19 protein-coding genes and 1 pseudogene are annotated in these 25,811 nt (G+C 60.5%); 14 read left to right on the top strand and 6 right to left on the bottom strand.

What is annotated here, in order from left to right; genetic code table 11:
* Window positions 1-2 precede the first annotated feature (2 nt).
* A complete protein-coding gene (locus RRH01S_RS23615) occupies window positions 3-881 on the top strand; it encodes an FkbM family methyltransferase (RefSeq protein WP_042474385.1) in 879 nt (292 codons plus the stop codon).
* 3 nt (window positions 882-884) lie between these two features.
* On the opposite strand, the gene RRH01S_RS23620 is transcribed toward RRH01S_RS23615, so the two are convergent.
* The gene (locus tag RRH01S_RS23620) at window positions 885-1,364 is read right to left on the bottom strand and encodes a class I SAM-dependent methyltransferase (RefSeq protein WP_034516008.1); all 480 of its coding nucleotides are present in this window, start codon (window positions 1,362-1,364) and stop codon (window positions 885-887) included.
* 145 nt (window positions 1,365-1,509) lie between these two features.
* Between RRH01S_RS23620 and RRH01S_RS23625 the strand changes: the two genes are divergently transcribed.
* The 13 genes and pseudogenes from RRH01S_RS23625 (at window position 1,510) to RRH01S_RS23685 (ending at window position 19,118) form a co-directional block, all read left to right on the top strand.
* The gene (locus tag RRH01S_RS23625) at window positions 1,510-2,706 is read left to right on the top strand and encodes a DUF3095 domain-containing protein (protein ID WP_034516007.1); all 1,197 of its coding nucleotides are present in this window, start codon (window positions 1,510-1,512) and stop codon (window positions 2,704-2,706) included.
* Window positions 2,707-3,034: 328 nt separating this feature from the next.
* Window positions 3,035-4,372 carry an adenylate/guanylate cyclase domain-containing protein gene (locus RRH01S_RS23630; RefSeq protein ID WP_034516006.1) on the top strand — a complete coding sequence of 446 codons (1,338 nt, stop codon included), beginning with the start codon at window positions 3,035-3,037 and terminating at the stop codon, window positions 4,370-4,372.
* Between the two features lie 161 nt (window positions 4,373-4,533).
* Window positions 4,534-6,441, top strand: a complete 1,908-nt coding sequence (locus tag RRH01S_RS23635) for an ABC transporter ATP-binding protein (RefSeq protein ID WP_007691868.1) — start codon at window positions 4,534-4,536, stop codon at window positions 6,439-6,441.
* Complete coding sequence (locus tag RRH01S_RS23640; RefSeq protein WP_034516005.1) at window positions 6,435-8,351, top strand: ABC transporter substrate-binding protein; 1,917 nt, start codon at window positions 6,435-6,437, stop codon at window positions 8,349-8,351. The genes RRH01S_RS23635 and RRH01S_RS23640 overlap by 7 nt, the downstream gene beginning before the upstream one ends.
* Entirely contained in the window at window positions 8,344-9,342 is a 999-nt protein-coding gene (locus tag RRH01S_RS23645) for an ABC transporter permease (RefSeq protein WP_007691870.1), read from the top strand. Before RRH01S_RS23640 ends, RRH01S_RS23645 begins: the two co-directional genes overlap by 8 nt.
* A complete protein-coding gene (locus RRH01S_RS23650) occupies window positions 9,339-10,514 on the top strand; it encodes an ABC transporter permease (protein ID WP_042474393.1) in 1,176 nt (391 codons plus the stop codon). The genes RRH01S_RS23645 and RRH01S_RS23650 overlap by 4 nt, the downstream gene beginning before the upstream one ends.
* A gap of 101 nt (window positions 10,515-10,615) precedes the next feature.
* Window positions 10,616-11,829, top strand: a pseudogene (locus tag RRH01S_RS23655) (glycosyltransferase family protein).
* A 17-nt stretch (window positions 11,830-11,846) separates the two neighbouring features.
* A complete protein-coding gene (locus RRH01S_RS23660) occupies window positions 11,847-13,106 on the top strand; it encodes a glycosyltransferase family 4 protein (RefSeq protein ID WP_042474401.1) in 1,260 nt (419 codons plus the stop codon).
* A complete protein-coding gene (locus RRH01S_RS23665) occupies window positions 13,103-14,245 on the top strand; it encodes a glycosyltransferase family protein (RefSeq protein WP_042474540.1) in 1,143 nt (380 codons plus the stop codon). Before RRH01S_RS23660 ends, RRH01S_RS23665 begins: the two co-directional genes overlap by 4 nt.
* 237 nt (window positions 14,246-14,482) lie before the next feature.
* A complete protein-coding gene (locus tag RRH01S_RS23670) occupies window positions 14,483-17,197 on the top strand; it encodes an ABC transporter ATP-binding protein (RefSeq protein WP_007691875.1) in 2,715 nt (904 codons plus the stop codon).
* Window positions 17,198-17,248: 51 nt separating this feature from the next.
* The gene (locus tag RRH01S_RS23675; protein ID WP_007691876.1) at window positions 17,249-17,725 is read left to right on the top strand and encodes a cyclic nucleotide-binding domain-containing protein; all 477 of its coding nucleotides are present in this window, start codon (window positions 17,249-17,251) and stop codon (window positions 17,723-17,725) included.
* Between the two features lie 98 nt (window positions 17,726-17,823).
* Window positions 17,824-18,693, top strand: coding sequence for a class I SAM-dependent methyltransferase (locus RRH01S_RS23680; protein WP_234711720.1), 870 nt, complete (start codon window positions 17,824-17,826; stop codon window positions 18,691-18,693).
* Between the two features lie 170 nt (window positions 18,694-18,863).
* Window positions 18,864-19,118, top strand: a complete 255-nt coding sequence (locus tag RRH01S_RS23685; RefSeq protein ID WP_007691878.1) for a DUF982 domain-containing protein — start codon at window positions 18,864-18,866, stop codon at window positions 19,116-19,118.
* A gap of 98 nt (window positions 19,119-19,216) precedes the next feature.
* On the opposite strand, the gene RRH01S_RS23690 is transcribed toward RRH01S_RS23685, so the two are convergent.
* The 5 genes from RRH01S_RS23690 to RRH01S_RS23710 form a co-directional block, all read right to left on the bottom strand.
* The gene (locus tag RRH01S_RS23690) at window positions 19,217-20,359 is read right to left on the bottom strand and encodes a fumarylacetoacetate hydrolase family protein (RefSeq protein ID WP_034515999.1); all 1,143 of its coding nucleotides are present in this window, start codon (window positions 20,357-20,359) and stop codon (window positions 19,217-19,219) included.
* A gap of 183 nt (window positions 20,360-20,542) precedes the next feature.
* A complete protein-coding gene (locus RRH01S_RS23695; RefSeq protein WP_034515998.1) occupies window positions 20,543-21,913 on the bottom strand; it encodes an alpha-glucosidase/alpha-galactosidase in 1,371 nt (456 codons plus the stop codon).
* 17 nt (window positions 21,914-21,930) lie between these two features.
* Window positions 21,931-23,601 (bottom strand): ABC transporter ATP-binding protein, encoded by a 1,671-nt coding sequence (locus RRH01S_RS23700; protein WP_007691881.1) that lies wholly within the window; start codon window positions 23,599-23,601, stop codon window positions 21,931-21,933.
* A gap of 13 nt (window positions 23,602-23,614) precedes the next feature.
* Complete coding sequence (locus RRH01S_RS23705) at window positions 23,615-24,742, bottom strand: ABC transporter permease (RefSeq protein WP_034515997.1); 1,128 nt, start codon at window positions 24,740-24,742, stop codon at window positions 23,615-23,617.
* Window positions 24,742-25,752 carry an ABC transporter permease gene (locus RRH01S_RS23710; RefSeq protein WP_034515996.1) on the bottom strand — a complete coding sequence of 337 codons (1,011 nt, stop codon included), beginning with the start codon at window positions 25,750-25,752 and terminating at the stop codon, window positions 24,742-24,744. The genes RRH01S_RS23705 and RRH01S_RS23710 overlap by 1 nt, the downstream gene beginning before the upstream one ends.
* Between the last annotated feature and the right edge of the window lie 59 nt (window positions 25,753-25,811).

Here is a 25,811-nt window from a genome sequence, read left to right on the forward strand (position 1 = left end):
CGATGTTCGACCGTAAGATTCTGACCACTAAATTCTGGAAGCGCACCCTCCGCAAGACCAGGGATCGCATCGCCACGCGCCTGTTCGATACCCGCCTCGGCCGCGATATCCTGATCAGTGCCATCGGGCCGCGCGTGCAGACCATGACGGTGGATTGCGGCGATCATGCCATGAGCTTTTCTCCGGCCGACTACATTGGCCGCAAGGTGTTCCGCAAGGGACATTTCGAGCGGGATCATGTCGACCGGCTGCTGACGGTGCTGCGCGAGCGCGGCCTGCTGCGCAAGGGGACGGTGCTGCTCGAACTCGGCGGCAATATCGGCACGCAGACCTGCTACTTCGCGCTCAGCGGCGCCTATCGGCGGATCGTCACCGTCGAGCCCGACCCACGCAATTTCCGGCTTCTGTCGGTCAATATCGCCGATAACGGGTTTCAGGATCTGGTGACCGCCGTCAATTGCGCCGCCGGCGACCGCGAGGGGCAGCTCGATTTCTACCTGAACTACAAGAACCATGGCAAAAGCAGCGCTTTGCGCCAAAGCCCGAGCGACGAGAAGATTTCCGTGCCGGTCCGGCCTGTCGCCGATATTCTCGGCGAGGCCGGCGTCGAGCCCGCCGATGTCGGGCTGATCTGGATGGATATCGAGGGGTATGAGCCCGTCTCCGTCAGGTCCATGCAGGCGCTGATGGCCCTCAAGGTGCCGCTCTACATGGAGTTCACACCGGCCTTTTACGGCAAGGAACAGACATCCGCCTTCATCGCCGATCTCAATGCCTACTATACGGAATGCCTCGCTTTTTTCGAGGACCGCACCGTAGCGATGAAGGTTGCCGACCTGCCGACCGGGGGCGAGCAGTTCGACGTCCTCTTCCTGCGCTAGCGCCTATCGGCGCCGGTAGATGAAATAGCGGCCCGCCTTCACGCCTGCCGGCAAGGGCAATGGCTCGAGATCGAGATGATCGAGGGACAGGCCGCTGACGGCGATACCGCGCGGAGCCAACACACCCACCATAATCTCGGGCAGCCAGGTCAAGGTCACCGCATCCTTCTCCTCATAGCCGGTGCCGATATCGGCATGGGCAAGCGAGGCGCCGATGCCGATGAAATCCCGGGCCGTGTCCTTGATCTCACCGAGCACGAGATTACCAGCTTCCGGCATCGACGGACCATAGGCATTGGCGGCGCGATCGAAGGCAACGATGCGACGGTCGGAGAAAAGCTCGCGCAGGTGATCGAAGGTACGGCCATTGCCGAGCCCGAGCTCCAGCACGGGACCGTCGAGTGTTTTAACCTCATCTGCAATACCGTTGAGGATGTCGCGTTGCGCGGTCAGGCGGCGGATGAAACTATCCAGGCGGCTCATCGTATCTGTCTTGTCCTTGGCATCGTGGTATCTCTCCCACAGCCGAAGTAGCATGGTGCACGTCGCCGCGTCGACCACCCGCTGGTTTTTCGATGCGGTTGCTATAGGGATAGAGTGTTGCGGCGCGCGTGCAAGGGGGTGTGTCATGGCCGATCCGAACGACGATTTCTTTCGCGCATTGCCGGTTTTCACCCATTTCGAGGGTGTCACCGACAACGACAACTACCGGCCGCTTCCCGACGACTGGCTGCTGGCGGTGGCCGATATCGTCAGCTCGACCAATGCGATCGCCGCCGGCCGCTACAAATCCGTCAATATGGCCGGCGCCAGCGTGATTTCCGCCGTGCTCAACGCGCTGGACAAGGGCGATTATCCCTTCGTTTTCGGCGGCGACGGTGCGCTGGTGGCCATTCCTCGCTCCGGCGAAGCGCGCGTGCGGGAGGCGCTCTCGGCGGTGCGGACCTGGGTGATGGAGGAATTGCAGCTCAGCCTGCGCACCGCGCTGGTGCCTTTGGCGGATGTCCGTGCCGAAGGACTGGATGTAAGGGTCGCCCGCTTTAGCCCCAGCGATTTCGTGTCCTACGCCATGTTCGCCGGCGGCGGCGCAAGCTGGGCGGAAAGCCAGATGAAGGCCGGACGCTTTGCCGTCGAGGCGGCGGCGGCGGAGACACGGCCGGACCTGACCGGCCTCTCCTGCCGATGGAACCCGATCAAGGCCCATAATGGCGAGATCGTCTCGATCATCGCCGTTCCCGATCAAGCAGGCACCGGCCCGGAGTTTCGGCGCCTCGTGACCGACATCATCGCCATTTCCGCGGAGCAGAACCGCGACGGCCACCCTGTCCCTGTAGAAGGCCCAACGCCGACGCTTGCCTTCAAAGGCGCCAAATTCGAGGCTCGCGCCACGGCACCGCTGACCAATCGCTGGCGTCGCAAGCTTGCAATCGCAGGCCAGATCGTTCTCCTCTACATTCTCGACAAATTCGGCATCCGCGCGGCAACCTTCGACGCCAAGATTTACCGGCGTGATCTCGCCGCCAATTCCGACTTCCGTAAATTCGACGACGGGCTGAAGATGACCATCGATGTCGATGCCGCGCATTTCTCTCGCATCGAAGCGCGGCTGCGCGCGGCCGAGGCCGAGGGCGTGTGCCGTTATGGTCTCCATCAGCAGGACAGCGCTCTCATGACCTGTTTCGTGCCGACACCGCTGATGCGCGATCACATGCACTTCATCGACGGCGCCAGCGGCGGTTATGCGATGGCGGCGATGGCATTGCGTGAGAAGCTGCACACGGGCGCAAGCCTCTCCGCCTCGCAGCCGGCGTCCGGCATATCATGACGCGATCGATGGAATTTTCCGTGTCGATAGGTTTTCGACCATTGTTTCAGTGGGATCGTATGCCTATTTAACAAGAACAAAACGAGATTCGCCGAGTTAGGTGCCTCGTTCCGCCGTGTCGTATCCTGGCCGGGAGGCCCAAGGACACGCTGAAATTATTTGAGGCGACGACACGATCTGGAACCCGCAAGGGAAGAATGTGCCGTCGCTTATCCGCATGTTTGCTCTCCGAGCGGTGCCGACAGGGCTGGACGTGGCGTTGCCGCGATCCATTATCTGGCAGCGCCGGAGCGGGTGATCTTGATGACAGGGATAGGCCGTGGGGACGATGACAGTTCATTCGAGTGTTTCCGATATTTTTCTCGACAAGGTCGCGGAATGGCTGACCCAGGCGGCGCTGACCGGCGAAGACCTGGAGACCATCGTTCGCGGTTTCTGCGAACGGATGGCGGCTTCCGGCCTGCCGATTGCCCGCGTGCACCTAACCTTTTCGATGCTGCATCCGCTCTATGACGCGCTGGGCTTCACCTGGCGTCGAGCCGGCGGGTTGACGATCGAGGGCTACCGGCACATGGACGACAAGCCGGAACGCTTCGTGCAGAGCCCGTATTATTATCTGCTCTCCAACAATCTCCTGCATCTGCGCCGCCGGATCGATGTCGACGGACCGCTGGAATTCCCGGTCTTCAAGGATTTGCGCGAAGAGAAGATCACCGACTACATCGCCTTCGTGCAGACCTTCGGTGCCGGTTCGGCCCAGGGAATGATGGGCTCCTGGTCGACCGACAGCCTCAGCGGCTTCAGCGAGGAAATGATCGGCGCGCTGATGCGTATGCAGAACCACCTGGCGATGGCCGCCAAGATGGCGGTCCTCGGCAAGCTCGCCAACAATATGCTGACCACCTATCTCGGCGGCGACGCCGGCAAGCGGGTACTAAACGGCCAGGTCCGCCGCGGTGATGGCGAGACGATCCGCGCTGCCCTCGTCATGGGCGATATGCGGCAATCGACCGTGTATGCCGAGAAGGAAGGCCGCCAAGCCTATATCGATACGCTGAACGAGTTCTTCGACGCCATCGCCGCGCCGTTCAACCGCAACGGCGGCGAGATTTTGAGCTTCCTCGGCGATGGTTTTCTCGCCGTCTACCCCTGCGGCCGGCACAAGGATCCCTCCAAGGTCGCCTGCGAAGCCGCGCTGTCGGCCGTTTTCCAGGCACAGAGCCGGGTCACGGCGTTGAACAAGGATCGCCAGACGCGCGGCCTGAGCGAAGTCCGCTACGGCATCGGGCTGCATGTCGGCAACGTCATGTTCGGCAATGTCGGGCTGAAGGATCGCCTGACCTTCTCGGCCTTCGGCGCTGCCGTCAACGAGGTGCAGCGGCTGCAGTCGCTGACCAAGAAATATTCGACGGAAGTGGTCGCGAGCGAGGCTTTCTCCGGCTACACCGGCAGCGAATGGGTGACGCTCGGCGAAGAGCGGCTGCGCGGCGTGCGGCAGCGTTTCACGGTCGTGCATCCAAAGACCAACGCCGCGCTCAACGGCACGACGGAGGTCTTTCACGATGCGGCCAGTGATGGTCTATCGGAGGCCGAGCAGGTTATTCTACTGCATCGGGACGCCAAGAAGTTCGAGAACCGCCCACAAGTCGAAAAATTCATTCAATGATAATAAGGTATGCTTAGTTAAGCATTTCCCGATAGATCATTGGAAAAATGACAGTTTTTTTACTGTTCAGGTCCTACTTTGACCAACTGGACACCCGTTATGGCCTACGTTAGTGTGCCGATTGGGGCCGCATAAGGTCGTGCAATTGGGACTACACAGGCATGACGTCAGGGACTGATTTATTGCGTATCGAGAACCTCGACGTCTCGTTCTCGATTTATGGCGACAAGTTGCGCGTGGTGAAAAACGCGAACCTGCGGGTCCTCCCCGGCAAGGTGACGGCGCTGGTCGGCGAATCCGGCTCCGGCAAGTCGATCATCAGCCAGTCGATCATGGGTATCCTGCCGACGCCCGCGCAAGCGAGCGGCCGTATTCTGTTTACCGATCCGCTCGACGGTCAGACCACCGACATTCTGCAACTGCCGCGTGACGGCATCGCGATCCGCCAGATGCGCGGTGCGCGCATGGCCAACATTTTTCAGGAGCCGATGACCTCGCTGTCGCCGCTGCATACGGTCGGCAACCAGGTTAGCGAGGCCCTGCGCATCCACAACCCTGCTCTCAGCAAGGCCGAGCAGCGCGAAAAGACCGAGGAAATGCTCAGCCTCGTCGGCTTTCAAAATCCGCACCGCACCTTCGACATGTATCCGTTCGAGCTGTCAGGCGGCATGCGGCAGCGCGCGATGATCGCCATGGCGCTGATCTGCAATCCGGCCCTACTGATCGCCGACGAGCCCACGACGGCGCTCGACGTCACCATCCAGGCACAGATCCTCGGCCTGCTGCGCGGCCTGCAGCAGAAGTTCAACATGGCCATGCTGCTGATCACCCATGATCTCGGCGTCGTCGCCAACATGGCCGATGAAGTCGTGGTCATCTATCACGGCGAGATCATGGAAGCCGGGCCGGTCGAGACCATCTTCCGCCAGCCGCAGCATCGTTATCTGAAGGCGCTGATGTCGGCGGTGCCGCATTTCGACATGAAGCCGGGCGAGCGGCTGAAATCGCTGCGTGACGTGCCGGTCAATCTCAGCACCTTCTCGGGCAAGAAGAAAATCGCCAAGGCCAATACCAACGCCACGGCGGCGCCGGACGTACTGCTTTCGGTCCGTAATCTCGTCAAGACCTATACATCCAAGGGTGGCGGGCTGTTCGGCCGCCGGGAGGGGACGAGGTTCCGCGCGGTCGACGATGTCAGTTTCGATATCCGCCGTGGCGAATGTCTGGGGCTCGTTGGCGAAAGCGGCTGCGGCAAGACGACGGTCAGCAAGATCCTGATGCGCGCTGTCAGCGCCGACAGCGGCTCAGTCAGCTTCGATGACGGCGACGGCAAGATCGACGTACTGGCCGTCAAGGGCGACGCGCTCATGGATTTGCGCACGAAGATCCAGATGGTGTTCCAGGATCCGGTTTCCTCCCTGTCGCCACGCATGACGATCCGCAATATCCTGAGCGAACCTCTGGAAATTCATCGGCATGGCGACAGTGACGAGCGCAAGGACAAGGTCAAGGGGCTAATGCAGGCGATCGGGCTCGACCAGCACTATCTGAGCCGCTATCCCCACAGCTTTTCCGGCGGCCAGCGCCAGCGCATCGGCATCGCGCGTGCCCTGGCGCTCGGGCCGAAGCTCCTGATCCTCGATGAGCCGGTTTCAGCGCTCGACGTCTCGGTGCAGGCGCAAATCCTCAATCTTCTCAAGGATTTGCAACGGGAACTTGGTCTTACCTATCTCTTCATTTCGCACAATCTCGCCGTCGTCGACTACATGGCGGACCGTATCGCCGTCATGGCGCGCGGCCGCATCGTCGAGATCGCGCCGCGCGAGATCATTCTTCGCGATCCGGTCCACCCCTATACGCGCTCGCTGCTGGCCGCAGTCCCCTTCCCCGACCTCGACCGGCCGCTTGATTTCTCGGCGCTGAACAGCGAAGGTCCGGCCGCCAAGCAGAGTTGGGGGCCGCATTTTGCGGAGGAAGACGGCGGCGACCTCACCTATGCCGATCTTGGCGGCGGTCATTTCGTGCGCGCTCGCCGCGGCGCCGATGTTCAGGAATTGCGCGCGTGGTAACCCGTCGAACCTTCCTTGGCCTGATGGCCTCCAGCGTCCTACCATTCCCTGCCCTGGCCGCGGAAGTCGACAACGAGCCGGATTATCTCGCCGACTGGCTCCGCTCCGGCCAGATGCCGCCGCTCGTCAAGCGTCTGCCGAAATTTCCGCGTGTCGTCAACGTCAAGGCACTGGGTCGCGCGCCCGGCCATTATGGCGGCACGGTACGCACGATCATCGGCAGTCAGAACGATATTCGTTTCATGACGATCTACGGTTATGCCCGCCTTGTCGGCTATGATCGAACCTTGACGCTGCAGCCTGATATTCTCGAATCCTACTCCGCTCTCAATGATTGCGTTTTCACTTTCAAGCTGCGCAAGGGGCACAAGTGGTCGGACGGCCAACCCTTTACCTCGGATGATTTCCGCTATTGGTGGGAAGACGTCATTCTCAACAAGGAGCTGACGCCGGGCGGCGGTGCGCTGGAGCTGCGCCCGCATGGCAGCCTGCCGCGTTTCGAGGTCCTCGACGAGCTGACGGTGCGCTATTCCTGGGATGAGCCCAATCCGGACTTTCTGCCGAGCCTGGCCGCACCCCAGCCGCTGGTCATCTCCGGCCCCGGCCATTACCTGAAGCAATTCCACAAGAAATATCAGGACAGTATCCGGCTAGCCTCGCTGATGCAGGAATCTCGTGTGCGCAAATGGCAGGACATGCACATCAAGAAGGGCCGCGCCTACAGGCCGGAGAATCCCAAACTGCCCGTGCTCGATCCCTGGCGCAACACGACGGCGCCGCCGGCGGAGCAATTCGTTTTCGAGCGCAATCCCTATTTCCACCGCGTCGACGAAAATGGCCGGCAACTGCCCTATGTCGACCGTTTCGTTCTGAGCATCAGCTCGGCGGCGATCATCGCGGCCAAGGCCAATGCCGGCGAAAGTGACCTGCAGGCGACGGGCATAGACTTCAACGATTATGCGCTCCTCAAGGATGCCGAGAAGCGCCATCCGGTGAAGGTCAATCTCTGGAAATCGACGCGCGGTTCACGCGTCGCTCTGCTGCCGAACCTTAACAGCGCCGATCCTGTCTGGCGCAAAGTCTTGCGCGACGTGCGCGTGCGCCGGGCGCTATCGCTGGCGATCGACCGGCACGAGATCAATATGGCCGTCTTCTACGGTCTTGGCACCGAAAGTGCTGACACCGTGCTGCCGGAAAGCCCGCTCTACAAGCCGGAATATGCCTCTGCATGGATTGCTCATGATACGGCTCAAGCCAATGCGCTGCTTGATGCCGCCGGCCTCGACAAGCGCGACGAGGACGGCATCCGCCTGCTGCCGGATGGCCGGCGGGCGGAGATCACGGTCGAGACACCAGGCGAAAGCACGCTTGACACCGATGTGCTGGAATTGATCACCGATCATTGGCGCAAGGTCGGAATCGCACTCTTCACCCGGGTCTCGCAACGCGACATCTTCCGCAGCCGTGCCATGGGCGGCCGCATCATGATGTCGATCTGGTATGGCCTCGACAACGGAGTGGCCACCGCCGACATGAATCCCGGCCAACTCGCACCGACGATGGATGATCAGATGCAATGGCCTCTTTGGGGCATGTATTATCTTTCCCGCCAGACACAGGGCGTCGCGCCTGATGTGCCGGAGGCGGCGGAGCTGGTCAGGCTTCTTGGTGAATGGGGAAAGGCAGCCTCCTCCTTCGAGCGCGCCGAGATATGGCATAAGATGCTGTCGATCTATTCCGAGCAGGTCTTCTCCATCGGCCTAATTAACGGCACGATGCAGCCGATCCTGCATGCCTCGCTCCTGCAGAACGTGCCGGAGAAAGCGCTCTACGGCTTCGATCCAACCTGCTATCTCGGCGTCTACATGCCCGATACCTTCTGGCTGAAGGAGGATCCGGCGCATGCTTAAGTATATCCTCTGGCGCATTGCGGTGATGGTTCCGACGCTGATCGTCATCTCGATGCTGGTCTTCACCATCATCCAGTTACCACCAGGTGATTTCTTCGAAAGCCAGATTGCGGAACTTCGCGCTCAGGGCGAAAGCGCCAACCTGCAGGAAATCGAGGCCCTTCGCCACGAATATGGGCTCGATAAACCCATGGCCCTACAATATGTCTATTGGGCCGCAGGCATGCTGCATGGCGATTTCGGCTATTCCTTCGAATATCAGTTGCCGGTCTCGGAAGTCGTCGGCGACAGGCTGTGGCTGACGATCCTCGTCTCGATGACGACGATCCTGCTGACCTGGCTGATCGCCTTCCCCATCGGCATCTATTCCGCCACCCATCAGTATAGCTGGGGCGACTATGGCCTGACCTTTCTCGGCCTGCTCGGCATCGCCATTCCGAACTTCATGCTGGCGCTGATCCTAATGTATTTCGCCAATGTCTGGTTCGGCGTCTCGATCGGCCACCTGATGGACCAGAAATACCTGTCGCAGCCGATGAGTTGGGAAAAGGCGCGCTCGATCCTGTCGCATCTATGGATTCCGGTCATCATCGTCGGCACGGCGGGCACGGCCGGCATGATCCGGCGCCTGCGCGCCAACCTGCTCGACGAGATGCAGAAGCAATACGTCATCACCGCCCGCGCCAAGGGGCTGCATCCCCTGAAGGCGCTGGTGAAATATCCGCTGCGCATGGCGCTGAACTTTTTCGTTGCCGACATCGGCTCCATCCTGCCGTCGATCATTTCCGGCGCGGAAATCACCGCCATCGTGCTGTCGCTCGAGACGACCGGCCCGATGCTGATCAAGGCATTGCAGAGCCAGGACATGTATCTCGCCGGCTCGTTCCTGATGTTCCTCGCTTTCCTGAACGTCATCGGCGTACTGATCTCCGATATCGCCCTCGGCTTCCTCGATCCACGTATCCGCTTGCAAGGCAGGAGCACAAAGTGACCGCACCCCTGCCGGGCCCCGGCGCCCCATTGGAGCACTACGTTTCGGGTGCCGCCTTCGATCCGGATCAGTTCGAAGCCATGTCCGCCGGTCAGGCGCGTTACTACCAAGCCTCGCAGAAGCGGCTGATGTGGTGGAAGTTCAAGCGGCACAAGCTTGCGCTTGCCTCCGGCATCTTTCTCATCCTGCTCTACGGCACGATCCTGATTTCGGAGTTTCTAGCGCCCTACGGTCTGCATACCCGCAATGTCGAATATATCCACTCGCCGCCACAGGCGATCCATCTTTTCGACCAGGGAAAGTTCGTTGGCCCCTTCGTCTACGGCCGCACGATGACGCTCGATCTCGATACGTTGCGGCGGGTCTATACCGAAAACTCTAGGGATGTTCAGCCGATCCGTTTTTTCTGCCGTGGTGACCCCTATCGCTTCTGGGGCCTGGTGGATTCGGATGTCCATCTGGTCTGCCCCGCTGTCGGCGGACAGATGTATCTGCTCGGTACCGACCGCCTGGGCCGCGACGTATTGTCCCGGATCATCTACGGCGCGCGCATCTCCCTGACGATCGGATTGATCGGCATCAGCATCAGCTTCGTGCTCGGGATCGTCATCGGCGGCCTCGCCGGATATCATGGCGGGATCTTCGATCTACTGGTCCAGCGCGTCATCGAAGTGCTGCAATCGCTGCCGAGCCTGCCGCTATGGATGGCGCTCGCGGCGATCATGCCGGTGAGCTGGAGCCCCATCCTGATCTACTTCGGCATCACCATCATTCTCGGCATTCTCGACTGGACCGGGCTCGCACGAGCCGTTCGCTCCAAGCTCTTGTCTTTGCGCGAAGAAGACTATGTTCTTGCTGCGCAGCTGATGGGTGCGAGCTCGCCCCGCGTCATCGGCCGGCATCTCGTACCCGGTTTCATGTCGCATCTGATCGCGACGGCAACGATTTCGATCCCCAGTATGATTCTCGGCGAAACCGCGCTGAGCTTCCTGGGCCTCGGCCTTCGCCCGCCGATCACCAGCTGGGGCATTCTGCTAACCGAAGCTCGCGGCGCCAGCGTCATTGCATTTTATCCCTGGCTCCTTTTCCCGATGGTGCCGGTGATTTTGGTCATTCTGGCGTTCAACTTTTTAGGAGACGGCTTGCGCGACGCGGCCGATCCCTACAAATAGCGGAAAGCGTGGCCCGGAAATGGATTGCAATTCGAAGAGCGGCCGCGGACGTCGTTTGCAGAGAACCCGCGAAAATGACTTTCAGTCCTGAGGTTTTGCCCATGAAGCGGCGCTTAGAAGATGCTCGAACCTCATGTATAGTCACGACACGTTTGGTCTGGGTCACCTCAGACGGTGCCGGACCATCGCGCATGCGCTTGTCGAGAACTACCGTGGACTAAAGGTCCTGATCATTTCCGGCGCAACGATCGCCGGTGCTTTCGATTATCGAGCGCGAGTCGACTTCGTGAAAGTGCCGAGCGTGATCAAGCTGCGCGACGGCGAATATACGTCGATGGCAAGCCATGTCGATCTTCAGGAAACGCTGAAGATGCGCCAGTCGATCATCCGCCATACGGCGGAGACCTTCCAGCCGGACATCTTCATCGTCGACAAGGAGCCGATGGGCCTAAAGGGCGAGGTCGAGGAGACCCTGCAATATCTGAAGGCGCGCGGCACGACGCTGGTGCTCGGTATGCGCGACGTCATGGATGCCCCGCATCTGCTCGAAGCCGAATGGAAGAAGAACAGCGTGCTGCAGAAGATCGACCAGTTCTATGACCGCGTCTGGGTCTACGGACCGCCGGACTTCCACGATCCGCTGATGGGCCTCGACGTTCCGCCCGGCGTTCGCCGGAAAATGGAATTCGTCGGCTTCCTGCAGCGCAGCGTCTCCACACAAGGCGCGAAGTCTGAACATGTGCCCGATGAAGACTATCTTCTCGTCACCACCGGCGGCGGCGGCGACGGCGCCGATCTCGTCAACGATGTCGTCAGCGCCTTTGAGCAGGACAACACGCTGCAGCACAAGACGCTGATCGTGCTTGGCCCCTATATGCCCGCCAAGGAACGCATTCAGCTTCTGAAGCGCGCCAGCAAGATTGCCTGTCTTCAGGTGATCGAGTTCGACAACAAGATGGAGGAACTGATCGCCGGCGCCAAGGGCGTGGTCGCCATGGGCGGCTACAACACCTATTGCGAAATCCTGTCCTTCGACAAGCCGGCGCTGATCATTCCGCGCACCAGGCCACGGGAGGAGCAGTTGATCCGCGCCCAGCGGGCGAGCGAGCTCGGTCTCGTCGACATGCTGCTGCCGGAGGAGTCCGCCGATCCGAAGCAGCTTGCTGCCGCGCTGAAGCGCCTGCCGACCCGCGCGCCGCCATCGGCGAGCAGCGAGAACATGCGGCTGGAAGGGCTGGTTCATATTTCACGCATCGTCGGCGAATGGTTCGACGACCGCGAGCAATATCCGCCGCTGTCGGTCGTCGCCGAATAGAGCATCGGAACCCATCGATGCGCAAAAAGATTCTGGTGGTCCTCAAGGGCTACCCCCGCCTGTCCGAGACCTTCATCGCGCAGGAGTTGCTCGGCTTGGAGAGGGCTGGTTTCGGCCTGACATTGATTTCGATGCGCAGGCCGACGGACAAGAAGCGCCATCCCGTCCATGACGAGATCAAGGCGCGGGTGGTCTACCTCCCGGAATATCTCCACGACGAACCGCTGCGCGTCCTGCGTGCCTTCTTCGCCGGCCTCGGCAAACCCGGCTTCAAGCCGCTGCTGAAGCAGTTCTGGGCCGATCTCAAGCGGGATATCACGCCGAACCGCTTTCGCCGTTTTGGCCAGGCGCTGGTGCTGGCACATGAATGGCCTGACAATGGCGAATGGCTGCACGCGCATTTCATTCACACGCCGGCATCGGTGACGGCCTATGCAAGCATCATGACCGGCATTCCCTGGACCTGCTCCGCACACGCCAAGGATATCTGGACCTCGCCGGACTGGGAACTATCGGAAAAGCTCGGACGTGCCCGCTGGACGGTGACCTGTACCCGCAGCGGCTATGAGCATATGCGCGATCTGACGTCGATGCCCGACCATGTGCATCTGAGCTATCACGGCCTCGATCTCGCCCGCTTCGGCCCCTTCGCGGGTGAGCATTCCGATCGCGACGGCTCGCAGGCCTCCGACCCTGCCTTCCTCCTCAGCGTCGGCCGTGCGGTCGAGAAAAAGGGCTATGATGTGCTTTTGAGGGCGCTGGCGCTGCTGCCCACCGACCTTCATTGGCGCTTTACCCATATTGGCGGCGGCGACGGGCTGGCGAAGCTGAAAACGCTCGCCGACACGCTGGGCATTGCCGATCGCATCACCTGGAAGGGTGCGCTGGCGCAGGAAGATGTGCTGGCGCATTATCGTCAGGCGGACCTCTTCGCGCTTGCCTGCCGGGTCGCGGCTGATGGCGACCGCGACGGCCTGCCGAACGTGCTGGTCGAGGCATCCAGTCAGCGCCTCCCCTGCCTGTCGACCAATATCTCCGGCGTGCCGGAACTGCTGACCGATGGCGAAAACGGTTTCGTCGTACCGCCGGAAGACCCAAAGGCGCTGGCGGCGGCACTGGAACAGGCGATCCGCGATCCGGCGCTACGCCGCCGGCTTGGCGACGCTGCGGAAAAGCGCGTGCGTGAGCATTTCGACCATCATTCCAGCATTCGGCAATTGACGCGGCTGTTCGAGGAGCAGTGGCAAAAAGAAGAGCAATGGCGGAAATCGGCATGACAGCCTCCCGTACGTCGTCTCCACGCGTATTCTTTTATGTTCAGCACCTGCTCGGCATCGGTCATCTCGCTCGCGCCAGCCGGATTGCCAGCGCGATGGCAAAGGATGGCTGTCAGGTGACGGTCGTCACCGGCGGCGTGCCGGTAAACGGCTTTCCAGGCCCGGACGTCACCTCCGTCACCCTGCCGCCGGTCGTCGCCAGCAGCGCTGGTTTTTCGGGCCTTGCCGATCAATCGGGCAATGCCGTCGGCGAAGAGTTTCTGTCCGTGCGCCGCAACCTCCTGCTGGATGCGTTCCACACGGCCGCGCCTAATGTCGTCATCATCGAGGCCTTTCCCTTCGGCCGCCGCCAAATGCGCTTCGAGCTACTGCCGCTGCTCGACGCCATCGCATCGGCCAATCCGAAGCCAAAACTCTGCAGCTCGGTGCGCGATATCCTGCAGCAGCAGAAAAAACCGGGTCGTGATGAGGAGACCGTGGCCCTGCTGCGGGATCATTTCGACGGCGTGCTCGTGCACGGCGATCCGAGCTTCGTCCGGCTGGAGGAGACTTTTCCACTGACTGCCGCCATTTCCGACAAGATCACCTATACCGGCATCGTTGCCCCGCCCTTGCCGCCGGAGCCGACCGAGATTTTCGACATCGTAGTTTCCGCCGGCGGCGGCGCGGTCGGGCGCGACCTGATCCGCGCTTGCCTGGAAGCGGCAAGCCTCATCGCCATCGACCGCCGTTGGTTGCTGGTGACCGGGCCGAACCTGCCGGAGCAGGACTTTGTCGCTTTGACCGGGGATGCGCCCGGCAATGTCGACGTCGTTCGTTTCCGCAAGGATTTCCCGTCTCTGCTCAGGGGTGCGGAGCTGTCGATCTCGCAGGCGGGCTACAACACGGTCGGCGATCTCCTTGTCACCGGTTGCCGCTCCATCCTGGTGCCGTTCACCGCCGGCGGCGAAACCGAGCAGTCCGTGCGCGCCGAGCGGCTGGAAAAACTCGGGCTGGCGCTCGCGCTGCCGGAAGCTGGACTGACGACGGAACAACTCGTCGAGGCCATCGACAAAGCACTCTCGCAACCGAAGCCTTCGACCTTTGATATCGACCTCACCGGCGCCGAAAAGACCTCCGCGATCATCCGTCAATTATAGTGAAATTCGGGGTGACGGTCTGTCACTTCTCCTCGTCGTTTTGCCCCCCTCGTTTTCCGCAATCTTGTGATATAAAATGGGAAATCAATGAATCGGGGGGAACCTGGACGAAAGACCGGGGGCGTCCCGTTTTCGATATGGGGCCGCGCATCCAAAATGAACTCCTCCCGCACCTCTGCAACATCAGCGCCGGCATTGACGGCGAAGACTGTTGAATTTGGAAGCATGCAATAAGCGATGGAAAAAAGCCTAGCGCGTTACATCTGGTCGAATACCCGGCTGGAGCAGATTTGGATACTGACGATCGTCGCTGCTTCGATGATCCCGTACTTTCTGTCTTTCGACTTGCCGAAGCAGATCGTCAACGGGCCTATCCAGGGCAAGGGTTTCGAGCATCCCGGCGACACTCAGACCTTCATGCATATCGCCTTCGACCTGCCCCTGATCGGGCATGTCGAAGTATTCGAGGGCCTGCATCTCACCCGCTTCTGGATGCTGATCGCACTCAGCCTGGTGTTCCTGGCGCTTGTCGTCCTCAACGGCCTCTTCAAGCTCTACATCAATACCTATAAGGGCCGGCTTGGCGAACGCATGCTGCGTCGCATCCGCTTCGAGCTGATCGACCGCGTGCTGCGTTTTCCGCCGGCGCATTTCAAGCGGGTGAAGCCGGCTGAGATCGCCACCATGATCAAGGACGAGGTGGAGCCGATGGGCGGCTTCACCGGTGACGCTTTCGTGCAGCCCGCCCTGCTTGGCGGCCAGGCGCTGACTGCGCTCATCTTCATCATCATGCAGAATTTCTGGCTGGGCATGATCGCCGCCGCCATCGTCGCGGTACAGGCGATCGTCATTCCGCGCATGCGCAAGCGGTTGCTCGAGCTCGGACGCCAGAGGCAATTGACGGCACGCGAATTGTCCGGCCGCGTCGGCGAAATCGTCGAGGGTATCGGCACGATCCATGCCAACGACACCTCCAATCTGGAGCGCGCCGACATCGCGGCGCGTCTCGGGCTGATCTTCTCGATCCGCTACGACCTCTACCAGTGGAAGTTCATGGTGAAATTCATCAACAACTTCCTCGCCCAGGTGACACCCTTCCTATTTTATTCGATCGGCGGTTTTCTGGCGCTGCAGGGCCGGCTCGATATCGGCCAACTCGTTGCCGTCATCAATGCCTATAAGGACCTGCCGGGGCCGCTGAAGGAACTGATCGACTGGGATCAGTCGCGCCAGGATGTTCAGGTCAAATACAATCAGGTGGTCGAGCAGTTCAGCGTCGACGGGCTGATCGATCCGAAAATCCAGCTTGTCTCACCCGCCCCTGCCGGCCGCATCACCCATCCTCTGGTCGCCACCAATATCACCGTGGTCGATGACAGCGGCGCCCGCGTGCTGGATCACGTCTCCGTCGAGATCAATCCCGGCGAGACGGTGGCGATCGTCGGCGAAAGCGGCGCCGGTGGCGAATATCTTGCCGAGGCGCTAGGCAGGTTGGTCCGGCCGGATACGGGCCGTACCACCATTGACGGACGTGACCTGCTGGAATTGCCGGAATCGCTGACGGGACGGCGCATCGCCTATGCTTCGTCGGATACGTTCTTCTTCCACGGCACGCTGCGCAGCAATCTTCTCTACGGCCTGAAGCATGCACCACTGACCGCAGTCGCTTATGACGAGAAGTCGGCCAACAAGCTCAAATGGCAGATGATCGAGGCGCGTCGTGCCGGTAATCCGGAGCTGGACCTTAACAGCGACTGGGTCGATTATGCGGCCGCCGGCGCGACAGGTCCGAACGATATCTATGCCGTCATTCGTCCCGTTCTCGATGTCGTGGCCATGTCCCAGGACATCCTCGACATGGCGCTGCGCTCGAACGTCGATACGGAAGCTCATGAGGATCTCACCTCGCGCATCGTCGAGCTGCGCCAGGCGCTGCGGCTCAGACTGAAGGAGGAAAATCTCGAAGGGCTTGTCGTACCCTTTGAATTCGATGCCTATAATCCGCAGGCGACAGTCGGTGAAAACCTGCTGTTCGGCACGCTGAAGCGGCCGCAGATGACCAACCGGAAGCTCGCCGCGCACCCCTATTTCCAGCAGCTGTTCACGCAGACCGGCCTCAATACCGATCTCTACGACATGGGCCTGGAAATCGCCGAGAATGCCGTCGAACTCTTCACCGACCTGCCGCCGGATCATCCCTTCTTCCAGCAGCTGACCTTCATGACGCCGGAAGATATTCCGACCTACGAGGCGCTGCTGCAGAAGCTGAACGGCAAGGGTTTTTCGGCCGCTTCGCCTGACGAACGAGCAGCCATCATCCGCCTGAGCTTCTCCTATATCGAACCCCGCCACCGTTTCGGTCTGTTGACCCAGACGCTGATGGAGAAGATCGTCACGACGCGCATCAAGTTCTACGAGCATATCCCGGCCGATCTTGCCGAGGTGATCGAGCGCTACGATCCCGAGCGTTTCACCGCCTCGGCGACATTGATGGACAATGTGCTGTTCGGCAGGATCGCGCACCAGCAGGCGAATGCGCCGGAGCGCATCCACACCATCATGTACGACGTGTTCGAACGCCTCGGCATGCAGGACAGCGTGCTCTCGATCGGGCTGGATTTCGACGTCGGCTCCGGCGGCAAGCGGCTGACCAATGTGCAACGGCAGAAGCTCAATCTCGGCCGTGCTCTGCTGAAGCGGGCCGACTACATCATCTGCAACCGCCCGCTGCCGGCGCTCGACCATCGTATCCAGGATCAGATCCTCCGGGCTATCCTGACCGAGCTCGACAGGAGCGCGGATAAGCCGGCACTCATCTGGGTGCTGTCCAACCCGAATTTTGCCGAGCTGTTCGATCGCGTTCTGGTCTTCAACCACGGCAGCCTGGTTGAAAGTGGCACAACGACCGATCTTTTAGAAAAAAACGGGATGTTCAAAGAACTGTTATCGTAATATCCTATTGCGCGGGGATATCTGGGGCCTGAAACCGGGGATTTGAAGCTCATGCTTCTGAAGGACGAAGTTGAAATGCTGAAACGGGTGCCGATTTTTGCGCGCATCGCACCCGCGAAATTGAAGTTGTTGGCATTCACCTCGGACCGCGTCAGCTATAATGCCGGCCAGGCGCTGTTTCATCAGGGCGATCAGGGCGACGCGGCCTACGTTGTTCTTTCAGGAACTGCTGATATTCTTGTCGATAGCCCCGCCGGTGAGATCAAGGTCGCCGAAGTCGACGTCAACTCCATCGTCGGCGAGATCGCTATTCTCTGCGATGTCTCTCGTACCGCCACCGTCAAGGCGACGTCGCGATTGGAGGCTCTGAAGATCAGCAAGGAACACTTCCTGAAGCTGCTCAGCGATTTCCCCGAAATGGCCGTCGAAATCATGCGCGTCCTCGCCGACCGCCTCAATCACACCACCTCCGAACTCACCGCCGCGCGTAGCCGTCAGCAGCAGCCGCATTCGATGTCGACGCATTGAGATCGAACTCCGCCCTTACCTTTTGAGGCTGCGCCAAGTCCTCATCCGAAGAACAGATCCTATGCCGCAAGTCCCATGCGGGCGCGATGGGATGCGGCTTGTCGCGCCTGCTATGGATTCCAATGCCAGATCAAGGTTCAGCTGATATTTCGTCTCCTGCTCTCCTCCACGCAAAGGCGTGGGCAGAGGCGTATGAGCTAATTGACCTTCAACTTTCTCCCTTGGGGCTGAGAGCCATCGAAACGCTGGATCTTGGGGCTGGGGACATTATTCTCGATATAGGATGTGGCGCTGGGCAAACCCTTCTGCAACTTGCCGAGCGTGTCGGAGCAGAAGGCCGGGTGATCGGGGTGGACGTAGCCCCGTTGCTTCTCGAAATCGCCAGTCGGAGAACCGAACCGCTCAGCCAGGTGAGGTTGATCCAGGCAGACGCTCAGTCCCTGGATCTGTCGTCCGAGAGTACGGATGCCGTGTTCTCTCGCTTCGGCGTCATGAGCTTCGACGATCCGGTCGCCGCCTTTGCCAATTTCCGTCGAATTCTCAGACCGTCAGGCACGCTGGCATTTACTTGCTGGCGCTCCCTGGAGGATAACGAATTGGATCACCTCCCGCTCTCAGCGGCGGGGTTACAGTCGTCTGTCGATGAGAGCTCCTTCAGCTTTGCCGACCCCGAATACATTCGCGGTATCCTTGAGGCTGCCGGGTTCGAAGAGATCGTCATCCAATCGCACGATGAGAAGGTGTCCAGTGGGGATCTGGACGCGATGAGTTGGGTGCTTCTGAAAGTGGGGTCGCTCGGAAAAATCGTTCGTGAAAATCCCGCTCTTCGGGCAACTGCCGAGCCCCTCTTGCGGAAAACCCTCGCCGCACTGGGAGACGCTTCCAGAGTAGAACTTTTGGCGTCCGTCTGGATCGTGACTGCGCGAGCTGAAGCAGTACTCCGGCAGCAGATCCTATCGGCCCCATAAGGGCTCGAACAACAAAGTCAGTGGGCACATTTCGCAGCCGATTGTGCCGTTCTTTTGCCTACCTCTCCGCAGACGCTACAGGCCCGGTGTAAATTGATGATCTCGACGCTCTATCCGGAACGCATTTTGCAATGGTTATCAAAGTATGTGTGCTTTGGAGGTAATGCGTTTTGAAACGGGACACTTTGCGGCTTTTCCCTGCCGTGACACTGGTGATGGAGGGCGCCGGAGAATATCGGCGTATCGATTCGGTACAGTCCGCCACCAAGACGCTGCTGGAACATTGGCCGATTGAAGACGGCGAAGAGTATCTCAGCGCGATAAAAGTATGCCTCGACGCGATGATGGGTACAGTCCACCCAAGCGCCGCGCGCGAAGCACTGATCAAGGCGGCGGCGGAAGCCGGAGTATCCGTAATGCAGTGAGGCACCATGGCCGCCTTTGCGGACCATGACGCATTCGATTGAACGGGACTGCCAAAGGGCGAAAAGCTCGCCCCGCCAAGGCCCTCTTCATGCCCCCATCAAATCAGCCCACGCCCAGCCAGATTGCGCATCAGATGCGACACACCGAAGGTCCAGGGCGTGCATTCCGTCGACAGCAGCACGCGGTTTCTGAGCGCTCCGAGCCTGTCGTTGGAAATGGTGACGATGTCGCCGATCTTGTGGGTAAAGCCCTGCCCCGGCGTATCGCGATCCTCCACTGGGGCAAAGAGCGTACCCATGAACAGCACGAAACCATCGGGATATTGATGATGACGGCCAATCGTCTGGGAGACGAGATCGAGCGGATCGCGGCTGATTTCCTTCATCGAGGAGCGGCCGTGCAGGACATAACCGTCCTCGCCTTCGACCTTGAGGTCGAGATCGGCATTGCGCACATCATCGAGCGTATAGGTCTCGTCGAACAGGCGGATGAATGGCCCGATCGAGCAGGAGGCGTTGTTGTCCTTCGCTTTGCCGAGCAGCAGCGCCGAGCGTCCTTCGACATCGCGCAGGTTGACGTCGTTGCCGAGCGTCGCACCCCTGACGCGGCCCTTGCTGTCGACGGCGAGCACGATTTCCGGCTCAGGATTGTTCCACTTCGAGATCGGATGCAGACCGACATCGGCGCCCGGCCCCATCGAGGACATGACCTGCGACTTAGAGAAGACCTCGGCATCCGGGCCGATGCCAACCTCGAGATATTGCGACCAGACACCCTCTTCGATCAACGCCGCCTTGACCTTGGCGGCCTCCGGTGAGCCGGCCTTCAGATTGCGCAGGCTGTCACCGATCAGGGCCGTCACCTTGCCGCGGATCGATTCCGCGAGATCCGGGTTGCCGGCGGCACGCTCCTCGATGACGCGTTCGAGCATCGATCGGGCAAAGGTGACGCCGCAGGCCTTGATCGCCTGCAGGTCGATGGGAGCGAGAAGATGGACGGCCGAGTTGTCGGCCTTGGCGGCGAGGAGATCATCGAGCCTGGCAATGGATTCGCCCTTTTGCGCGCGGACAAAACCAACCGGATCATCCTTTTCCAACAGGTCGCGCATGGTCGGCCCGTCCTTTGAGGTGATGTCGTAAAGCGCACCGTCACGGACGACGACAAGGGCCGGCCCCTTCACATCCGGACGCCATACACGTCCGACGAAGGTTCCGGTGCTGAAGATATCCAAACTGGCCATGTCTTTGCTCTCTCCCAAGATGTGCCGTCGTTTCTAGCGCAGTCGGATCGGCTTTTCCATCCGATATCGGTTTGGAAAATAGAGGGTTTTGGATTTTCACCTTCTTCGGGAAGGCTAAAGAGGCAAGGCCCCGCAGCGATGCTGCGGGGCCCTTCCGGCCGCAAAAACCGGGAGAGAGTGGTTTCAGGCGGCCTGAACCTTGCGGGCGCCGCGCGCCCATTCCGGCAACCAGTCGCCGTGCGCGGCCAGCAGATCGTCGGTAAGCGACCAGATCTGATCGAGATCGAGCTCGGCGGCCGTATGCGGGTCCATCATTGCCGCGTGGTAAATGTGCTCACGGTTCTCAGTCATCAAGGCCTGAACCGTCAATTCCTGTACATTTATGTTCGTGCGGATGAGCGCGGTCAGTTGCGGCGGCAGATCGCCGATGAAGGTCGGCTGGATGCCGGAGGCATCGACCAGGCAAGGAACCTCGGCCGCGCAATTAAAGGGTAGCGAGGTGATGCAGCCATTGTTGCGGACATTGCCGTAGATGACCGAGGGCTCGCCGGTCCAAACCGAGTTGATGATCGAGGAGGCGTATTCCTTCGATTGCGTGACCTCGATCTTGTCGGCACTGCGATATTCCTCGGCCTGGTTCTTCCAGCGCGCAATCTGCTCGATGCAGCGCTTCGGATATTCATCGAGTGGAATGCCGAATTTCTCGATCAGGTCCTCGCGGCCCTCCTTGATGAAATAGGGCGTGTATTCGGCAAAATGCTCCGAGCTTTCCGTGACGAAATAGCCAAGCCGGGTCAACATTTCATAGCGCACCTTATTCGGGCAGCGCGGGTTCCAGCCGGGTTTTGGCGCACGTCCCTCGCGATAGCCGCGCACGAGATCCGGATAGAGGTCGCGGTAGGACCCATCCGGCTGGCGATGCTCGAATTTCAGGTAGAAGGCCATATGGTTGATGCCGGCCGAGCGGTAGCGGATTTCGTTGTAGGGAATATCGAGATCGTTGGCCAGTTCCATCGCCGTGCCCTGTACCGAGTGGCAAAGGCCGACCTGCTTGATCGTGGGGTATTTCTCGGCGATCGCCCAGGTGTTGATCGCCATCGGGTTGACATATTGCAGCATCACCGCCTCGGGGCAGACGGCGAGCATGTCCTCGCAAATCTTCCAGAGATGCGGCACGGTGCGCAGACCGCGCATGATGCCGCCGACGCCAAGCGTATCGGCAATCGTCTGGCGCAGGCCGTATTTCTTCGGCACTTCGAAATCGGTCACCGTGCAGGGCTCATAACCGCCGATCTGGAAGGCGACGACGACGAAATGGGCGCCGTCCAGCGCCTTGCGCTGATCGGTAAAGGTTTCGACCGTGGCCGGTGCGCCAAGCGTCGAGGCAAGCTTGCGCACGACGATAGCGCTTTCTTCCAGCCGCTCCGCGTTTTTATCCATCAGTGCGAATCTTGCGCCGGAAAGCGCCGGACGCTGCAGAACATCGCCGATGATGTTCTTCATGAAGACGGTGGAACCAGCGCCGATAAAGGTGATCTTGGGATTGCCTGTCATGTAAAATCTCCTGAATGCTAGGAAGCTACCTCGAACGCCGCTTTGACGAGGCGTTCGGTGTAAGCGGTCTTGGGATGGGAAAGAACGTCATCGACCGGCCCCTCTTCCACGATCTTGCCATGCTGCATGACGATGACGCGATGGCAAAGGGCGCGGACAACCTTGAGGTCGTGCGAAATGAAAAGGTAACTCAGGCCCCGCTCGTCCTGCAGCTTGCGCAGGAGGTCGATGATCTGGGCCTGTACGGAGAGGTCGAGCGCCGAGGTCGGCTCGTCGAGCAGAATGAATTCCGGTTCGAGCGCGATGGCGCGGGCAATGGCGATGCGCTGGCGCTGGCCGCCGGAAAATTCATGCGGGAAGCGTGACAGGATATTCGAAGGCATGCCGGCGCTCACCAGCGCCTCCTTCACCCGCTCCAACCGCTCGGCCTTGTTGGCGCCGATATTGTTGACCACCAGCCCCTCGGAAATGATCTGGCCGATGGTCATGCGCGGGTTGAGCGAGGAGAATGGATCCTGGAAAACGACTTGCATACGTGAGCGCAGCGGCCGCATCTCGGCACGTGAGCGGCCTTGGATCGCCTGACCGTCGAAATAGATCTCGCCGCTATCGGCATCGATCAGCCGCAGCAGCGCCTGCCCAAACGTGGTCTTGCCGGAGCCGGATTCGCCGACAAGGCCCAGCGTTTCGTGGCGGCGAAGCTCCAGGCTCAGACCACCGACGGCGACAAGCTCGCGCAGATCCGGCTTGAACAGACCGCCATGGCGCAGCATGAAGGCGACCTTCACGGACTTGCCCTCGAGGATGGTGCCGCAATCCGGCGGCAGCGGCTTTGCCTGCCCTCGCGGCTCGGAGGCAAGCAGATGCCGCGTATAAGGATGCTGCGGATGGGCGAAGAGCTCTTCCGTCGTATTGTGCTCGCGCATCTCGCCATGCTGCATGACATAGACATAATCGGAGAACTGCCGGACGACGGTCAGGTCATGGGTGATCAGGATCACCGCCATGCCAAGCTGCTTTTGCAGGTTGCGGATCAGATTAAGGATCTGCGCCTGCACGGTCACGTCGAGCGCGGTCGTCGGCTCATCGGCAATCAGCACGTCCGGATCATTGGCGAGCGCCATGGCGATCATCACGCGTTGGCGCTGACCACCGGAGAGCTGGTGCGGATATTGCCGAAGCCGGGCCTCGGGGTCGGGAATCTGGACTTGCTTCAGCAATTCAAGTGCCCGCTTTTCCGCCTCGCGCCGACTGACCTTTCGGTGCACGCGGATAGCTTCGACGATCTGGCCGCCGATCGTGTAGATCGGGTTGAGCGAGCTCATCGGTTCCTGGAAGATCATCGAGATGCGGTCACCACGCAACTGCCGCCGGGCGCGTTCGGAAAATTTCAGCACATTCTTGCCGTCATAGTTGACGCTCGACTTTTCCGAGACCACGGCGCGCTTGGTGAGCAGCCCCATGATCGTGCGGGCGGTCACCGATTTTCCCGAGCCGGATTCTCCGACGATGGCGACGGTTTCGCCGCGATAGAGCTGGAAGGAGATGTCCTTGACGGCATCGACGATACCGTCCTCGACCTTGAATTTGACCGCAACATTGCGGGCGTCGATGACGGGCGACACTGTTTTGCCGGCGGCATCGAGCCTGATGTCGGGAGCGAAGGGGTTGACGAGCGTGAGGGCCATGATCCGTCTCCTCTCAATAGGGGTCGATCGCGTCGCGCAAGCCGTCGCCGAGCGCATTGAACGCAAAGACGGTGACGAGCACGAAAGCGACGGGCGAGAGGATCCAGGGATAGGAGCCGATGACCGAATAGGTGGACGTGTCCTGCAACATTAGTCCCCAGGAGATCAGCGGCGGCTTGACCGCAAAGCCGAGAAAACCAAGAAAGGATTCGAGCAACACCACGCTGGGGATTGCCAGCGTCACGGCGACGATGACGTGGCTCATGACATTCGGAAAGATGTGCTGCAGGATGATGCGCCGGTCGGTCGCCCCAACGGCCATGGCGGCGCGAACATAATCTATTCTGGCCAGAGACATGGTCTTGCCGCGCACCTCACGCGACATCTGCGCCCAGCCGAGCGCCGACATGACGACGATGACGAAGGCGAGGAAGACATTCGTCGGCGCCGTCACCGGGATGAGCGACGTCAGCGCCAGATAGAGCGGCAACTGCGGAAAAGCGAGTACAAGCTCGACGAAACGCTGGACCCAGGTGTCGAAGGCGCCGCCGAAATAGCCGGACACCATGCCCACCGTCGTGCCGACAACCGTGACGATAAAGACGACGGTCAACGCGATCATCAAGGAGATGCGCGAACCGTAGATGGCGCGGGAGAGGACGTCGCGGCCGAACTTGTCGGTACCGAGAAAATGCACCGGCTGCCCATCGGTCGAACCGAAGAGATGCCTGTCGCCGGGGATCAGCCCGAACAGCTTGTAGGGAGCTCCCTTGACGAAGAAGCCGAGGGGGCGGGGATTATTGTAGTCCGGCCCGACCACCGGCTGGAAGGTGACGGGATCGAGCTCGTCGGTCTCGGCCAGCGCATAGACGCGCGGCTGGAAGACGAAATTACCATCCTTGTCGTGAAAGCTGATAACCTGCGGCGGCGCAAAGCCGGTATCGGTCGCCTTGGGATCGTCGGGTGAAATGAACTCGGCAAAGAGCGCCATCAGGAGCAGCAGGATCACGAGGATCAGGCCGCCCATGCCGGTCCAGGAGCGCTTCAGGCGACGCCAGACGAGCGCGATATAGCTCTCATTGCCGCCTCTCAGCGTTATCTTCTGTTCGGGCGGCAGCGGGGATGTGCTGAAGGCGAGCATCAGTGGATCCCTCCTTGTTGGCGAACGCGGGGATCGAGCAGGGCGAGCAGCACATCGGCGATGATATTGCCGACGATCAGCGTCGCCGACAGCACCAGCATGAAGGTGGCGGTGACATAGACGTCGCCGACCGCCATGGAACCGACGATCGCCGGCCCCACGGTCGGCAGCGCGAAGATGATGGCGGTCTCGATCTCGCCTGTCAGCATGTAGGGCAGCACCACGCCCTGATACATGACGAGCGGATGGAGCGCATTCGGCACGGCATGGCGCATGACGACGGCACTGCCTGACAGGCCTTTGGCGCGCGCGGTCTCGACATATTGCGCATTCAGCGTGTCGAGCAGATTGCCGCGCATCACGCGCATATTGTAGGCGAGCCCACCGAAGGTGGCGATCGCCACGACGGGCCAAACATGCTTGACGAGATCGACGAACTTGTCCCACGACCAGGGCGCGCCACCATATTGCGGCGAATAGAAGCTGCCGATCTCCGAGACGTTGAGCTGGAAGACTAGGATATAGACGATGATCAGCGCCATCAGGAAGCGCGGCACCGTCATGCCGAGGAAGGAGATACCGGACAGCAGGCTGTCGATCCAGCTATATTGTCGCGTCGCTGCCCATATGCCGAAGCCGATACCGAGGATGGAAGCCAGGATATGGCAAACAAGGGCGAGCGCCAGGGTCCGCGGCAGGCGCTCGCCGACGACGTCGGCGACAGGTTTGTTGTAGAACATGCTGTAGCCGAAATCGCCCCTCGTGACGATGCCGCCGATCCAGTTGAAATACTGCACGACGATCGGCTTATCGAGCCCATGCTCCTGGCGATAGGCCTGCGCCTGGGCGTCGGCCTGAGCAAAGGAGGCGCCGCCCTGGTTCATCAATTGCGAGCGGATATAGTCGGCATAGTCTCCGGGCGGTGCCTGAATGATGGCGAAAGTCACCACGCTCAGGATCAGGAGCACCGGTATGGCTGAGGCTATACGCATGAGCAGGAATCGCAACATGGAACGGTTCGCTTCTCTTGTTGCCGCCGGCGGTCTGCATCCCCTCGGGATCGCACGGG

Source organism: Rhizobium rhizogenes NBRC 13257 (genome assembly GCF_000696095.1).
GTDB lineage: Bacteria > Pseudomonadota > Alphaproteobacteria > Rhizobiales > Rhizobiaceae > Rhizobium > Rhizobium rhizogenes.